This window comes from Dissulfurispira sp. (assembly GCF_036745535.1).
Classification (GTDB): domain Bacteria; phylum Nitrospirota; class Thermodesulfovibrionia; order Thermodesulfovibrionales; family Dissulfurispiraceae; genus Dissulfurispira.
In genome coordinates this window covers 1-5161 of record NZ_DAIOFX010000094.1, presented here as the reverse complement: position 1 = coordinate 5161, position 5161 = coordinate 1, and the positions used below count along the sequence as shown (strand labels likewise).

The following is a 5161-nucleotide window of genomic DNA, read 5'->3' as shown; positions in this document are numbered from 1 at the left end:
GAACCTCTTCCAAATGTTATTAAGGGTACCGGATTGCTAAACGTTCTCAAAACAGGACTGCCGGAAATAGATATAATTCGTCGGATAGGAGATGTGGATATTGTAATCAATACAATACCTATAGTTATCAGCGGGGAGATACTTGGTGTTGTAGCAACATTCAAGGAAGCTGCCAGGATCCAGAACATCGACAGAAAGTTAAAAGAGAAGCTCTATATCAAGGGATTTGTAGCAAAATACACAATAGACCATATCAAGGGCGAAAGCCTGGTAATGAGGCAGATTCTCGATAGAACGAGAAAGTATGCCAAAACCGATGCGACGATTTTAATCCAGGGAGAAACTGGAACAGGAAAGGAGATTTTCGCTCAGAGCATGCATAATTTGAGCGACAGGAGGGGAAAACCCTTTGTGGCGATTAACTGTTCAGCCTTGCCTGAATCATTGTTAGAAAGCGAACTCTTCGGATACGAAGAAGGCGCATTTACAGGCGCTAAAAAGGGTGGGAAGATCGGCCTGTTTGAGATGGCAAACGGAGGGACTATCTTTCTCGATGAAATAGCGGATATCCCTTCAAGCCTTCAGGTGAGGCTGTTGAGGGTTCTTGAAGAAAAAGAAGTTATGCGCGTTGGTGGTGATAGAATCGTCCCCGTAGATGTACGGATTATTAGCTCGACTTATAAAGACCTCTGGGAGGAGGTGAACTTAGGAAAATTTCGGGCGGATCTTTATTTCCGTTTGGCAGTTCTTAAACTGGATATTCCACCACTGAGGAAAAGACCGGAAGATATTCCTTTCATTGCTCAGGAAATTCTGTATAAATACGGCAGAGGAACAAAAAGAATTTCGGACAAAATGGTTGACCGGATGAAGGGATATAATTGGCCTGGAAATATCCGTGAATTGGACTCCCTGATAAAGAGGTATGTGGTACTGCTTGGCAATTTAGAGTCCGACGACCATTTGCTTTACGAACTGCTCCAGGAATTAAATGACAGCCGTGGAATTGCGACAAAAGAAGGTATCATTCATGGAGAACTGCAACTCGATACCCCACCAAAAACTCTGAAAGAGCGATTAGAAGAGTACGAAAAGATCATCATTGAGGAAACATTAAAAGAAACACAGTTTAACAAGAGAGAGACAGCTAAGAGATTGGGTATCAGTGCGAATACCCTTTGGAGAAAGCTGCCTCAGTCAGACACATCCCATTAGTTTTTTGGACTCCTTTTTTATCTCAAACTACATTCAGATTATTTCTATCACAACTTTGGTATCTATCTATCTCAAAAATGGAATGCAAATTCCCATAAATGAGATATCTTAGATTTCAGCTTTTGTAAAAATCCAATAATATCAAGTAGTTAATAATACCAAAGAATCAGGCATGCAGCTTGCTTATTAACAGTTACAGAAGCTGAAGGCTTCATAAAAAAAATATATAGGAGGAGTTGTTATAGCGATTGTATTGAAGGAAAAGCCGATCATAATGATTGGCGCAGAGAGGTCCGGTACTACACTTGTGATGGCGATGTTAGGGTGCCATCCGAGGATTGCCGTTCCCGAAGTGGTATGGTATTATTCGCGATTTCGGCCATATCTATACACTTACGGGGATCTCAGCAAGGATGAAAATTTTAGAACACTCGCAGAGGAGATGGTCTTTGGCCTCAAGACACCTTTCTGGGGAATGAAGGTGAATCCAAGGACTATAGTTGACGAAATCATATCCGATGTTAAAGAAAAGAGTTTTGCTGGCATATATTGCGCAATGCATGAAAGGTTTGCACGTGAGGCTGGCGGCAAGCCGCGCTGGGGTGAAAAGACGCCTTACAATCTGTTCTTTGTAAAAGAGATTTTAGAAGACTTTCCCAATGCCCAGCTTATCTTTATAACGAGGGATGGGCGGGATGCCAGTGCAGATTACCTTGAGTCTGCTTTTGGCCCTACCAATATCTTCTGTGCTACAGAGGTCTGGAAGATGTGTCAGAATGCAGTGAAGCCATGGAGAGAAAAACTCGGTTCTTCACAGTGGATGGATGTGAAATACGAAACCCTTGTCAAGGAGCCTGAGAAGATATTGAAACAGGTATGTGATTTTCTCGGTGAAAAATATGACCCAGCCATGCTTGAATTCTACAAGACCGATTTAGCCAAGGCCCGCGGCGCTACCAAGGACCACAAGCCTCTTGGCCATGCTACAAGCGATAAGTACATTGGCATCTACAAAGAGCTTTTAAGCCTCAAGGAGCAACGCATATTTGCGGCGGTGGCAGGAAAGGAATTGGCGGAGGCAGGGTATGAATTGGATGTCCAGCCGATAGAAATCGGCAAGGAGGAAGAGGAACTCTTCCGGGAACTCGATGGTAGGATACGGGCTGCCACTATGGATGCTCCGGAAGGACATATCGTATATGAAAGTTACAATGACTGGCTTGTCGACCAGCGGGAAGAGAGGAAGAGAAAAGGCATCTGGAAAGACTCTGACGTGCCTAAAAACCAGTTTCCCATAGGTCACCAACATGAGGAATTGATAATGGGACAGCGTGCGTGGCGGAGATGGAAGGAATACCTCTGTGTCAAGAGGCGGTATGTGGGTAAAGCGGCACTTTAAAATGTATCCGGCAGGGGGAGGCGCATGGTGCCTCCCCCTGCCGGCGATGCCTATATAATATGGAAAAGTTGTTAAGGGAGGATATATCAATGAATACGTTTGAGCGTTATAAGAGATCACTCATAAAGGGTTATGTGTGGTTCGTCATGGCAGCGGTAATCCTAATGCTCCCTGCTTTTGCAGCAGCAGGGGACATTAAACCGAAGATGCAGCAGAAAATCAATGAGTACAAGAAAAAGACAGTGGAATGGGCTGCACACCCCGAAATCGTACTTTAAATGGTCGCTGTCCCTATTTATATTTATTTATATTTATATATTTTATATTTACTATTTATTATATTTACTGTCCCTATTTATATTTACTTATTTTATTTACTTATTTACTTATTTAGGCGCGGTAAGCCCTTATACCGCCCGGCTTGTTATCTGCAGCCTCCATACCTCCGGCAGCGCCATAGGCAGGCTTTACGCACTCTCGACCTTCGGGAGCATTATAGGCATGCTACTGACTTCGTTTTACCTGATCGCGGTTGCGGGCGTCAAGACGCTTATACTCTCGCTCGGCGGAGTCTTGATCCTGACGGCCGTCCCGCTTTTATTTCTGAACCTGCGCTGCGAAAAGATTTCTACAGCTTAAATCCCGAAGTAGAGCTTTTGAGGTTTTCCGAAATCATCACTATCCTCTGGACCTCGCTGTCAACTTCCTCCGCCATTTTCTCCATCTCTTTGGATATTGCGGAAGTAGCCTCTATATTTTTCGCGACCTCTTCCGAAGCGGCAGACTGCTGGTCAACAGCCGTAGCGATCTGGGTTATCTGATCGCGCACCTTCTGAACCGAATTGACTATGTTTTCGAGGGTCTCGCCAACATCCCTTATATATGACGTCGCGTTGTTCACTTCGGTGGATGCTTCATTCATGGACTTCGTGGTCTGTTCGGATTCGTCCTGAACAGCCGCTATCTTTTCGGATATCTCGGTAGTCGCCTTTATCGTCCTTTCGGCAAGTTTCCTTACTTCGTCGGCAACGACCGCGAATCCCCTTCCCTGTTCTCCCGCCCTTGCAGCTTCTATCGCGGCGTTCAATGCGAGAAGGTTTGTCTGATCCGCAATGTCCTTTATGACCGTAACTATATCGCCTATCTCCGCCGCCCTGCCGTTAAGCTTGTCTATCATTGTCGAAAGCTCTCTGGTTGACGCGTGAACCCGGTTTACCGTGTTGACAGCCCCTTCAGCCACTTCCTTGCCGCGGTTAGCGATCTTCATCGCCTCGTCCGAGCTTTCCGAAGCGACTGCGGCATTCCTTGCGATGTCCGTGATCGTCTGGCTCATCTCTTCTGCCGATACCGCGATCAAATGCGCCTGCCCCGACTGTTTTTTGGCTCTATCGCTCGCGGCCTCGGCCTTTGGATGAAGCGAATCCACAATGACCCTTACTTCTTTGGACGCCGCGAGGATATTTTCGATCATGCCGCGGAACGACTTTATCATCAGATTAAGATTCTCCGCCACCTTTCCTATCTCGTCTTTGCCCTCATATTTGACCCTCGCGGTCAGGTCGCCCGACGCGACGGCATTCTGGACCTTTAATATCTCGGCGAGAGGCGCGTTTATATTGCTCGTAACGAACCAGCCCATAGTCATTAAAAGACCGACTACCACTACGCCCGTTAGCATGATAGTGAGGAGCTCTTTATAAAATATCTTGTCCACGTCATCCAGATATATGCCGCTGCCTATCACCCAGTCCCAAGGCTGGAATTTTTTCACGAAAGAAAGCTTGGGATACAACTCCTTTGTAGTGCCGCCTCCTGCGAGGGGTTTGGGCCAGTTATAGGTCACAAAGCCTTCCCCAGCCGTGTTGCAAATCTCTACAAAGGCGCTAAAGAGATTTTTCTTTCCGTCCGTCTTTGATATGCTGCCTGCTATCCCCGCCTGCATGCTTGTGGCGCAGTTGAACTTCGCGTCGTCCAGCACCTTGCCGTCTAAAGCAGGGACTGTAGGGTGCATGACCATTTTAGGATATGGGAGGGCGCTGTCGTTAATCCAGAAGTATTCCTTTTGCTCGTATCTCAGGGATTTTACAACCGCTATCGCGGACGCCTTTGCGTCTTCGTCTGACATTTTTCCTTCTTTTGAAAGCTTATGGAAATAATCGAGAGTGCCGTAAACGACCTCGACCAAATGCCTTGTTTTCAGGCGCTTTTCTTCGAGGAGCCTCTCCTTTAAATAAAACGCCGAATAAAACTGCAGTATCCATGTCAGAAATACCGCGCCCCCGACAAGCATCCATATCTTGTACTTTACTCTGAGATTTTTAAGGACAAATAAATTCATAGAACCCTCCCTTTTTTGATCGGCATGTTTCTCCCCGGAAACGCATGCCGTATTTTTATTTTACAATTTTAGACACATCTGTCCAAAATAGATTTTAGAAAGACCTCCGATTCAGGTAGTATAGAATTGTAAAAAACATATAAACCCGAACCTGAGAAAGCATGAATAAGTTTAGCAGTATTTTTGGACAAATTCTACAAATATTTTCA

The 5161-nt window shown here is 45.5% G+C and carries 4 protein-coding genes; 3 read left to right on the top strand and 1 reads right to left on the bottom strand.

The annotated features are described in order from the left end of the window. The 3 genes from V7L97_RS10960 to V7L97_RS10950 form a co-directional block, all read left to right on the top strand. The coding region (locus tag V7L97_RS10960) for a sigma-54 interaction domain-containing protein (protein WP_333655937.1) at nt 1–1215 on the top strand (1215 nt) is incomplete at its 5' end. A 241-nt stretch (nt 1216–1456) separates the two neighbouring features. Then, nucleotides 1457–2614, top strand: coding sequence for a sulfotransferase family protein (locus tag V7L97_RS10955; RefSeq protein ID WP_442891824.1), 1158 nt, complete (start codon nt 1457–1459; stop codon nt 2612–2614). 59 nt (nt 2615–2673) lie between these two features. Further along, on the top strand, nt 2674–2892 hold the full coding sequence (locus V7L97_RS10950; protein ID WP_333655932.1) for a hypothetical protein: 219 nt from the start codon (nt 2674–2676) through the stop codon (nt 2890–2892). Nucleotides 2893–3242: 350 nt separating this feature from the next. On the opposite strand, the gene V7L97_RS10945 is transcribed toward V7L97_RS10950, so the two are convergent. Continuing rightward, nucleotides 3243–4952, bottom strand: a complete 1710-nt coding sequence (locus V7L97_RS10945) for a methyl-accepting chemotaxis protein (RefSeq protein WP_333655929.1) — start codon at nt 4950–4952, stop codon at nt 3243–3245. Between the last annotated feature and the right edge of the window lie 209 nt (nt 4953–5161).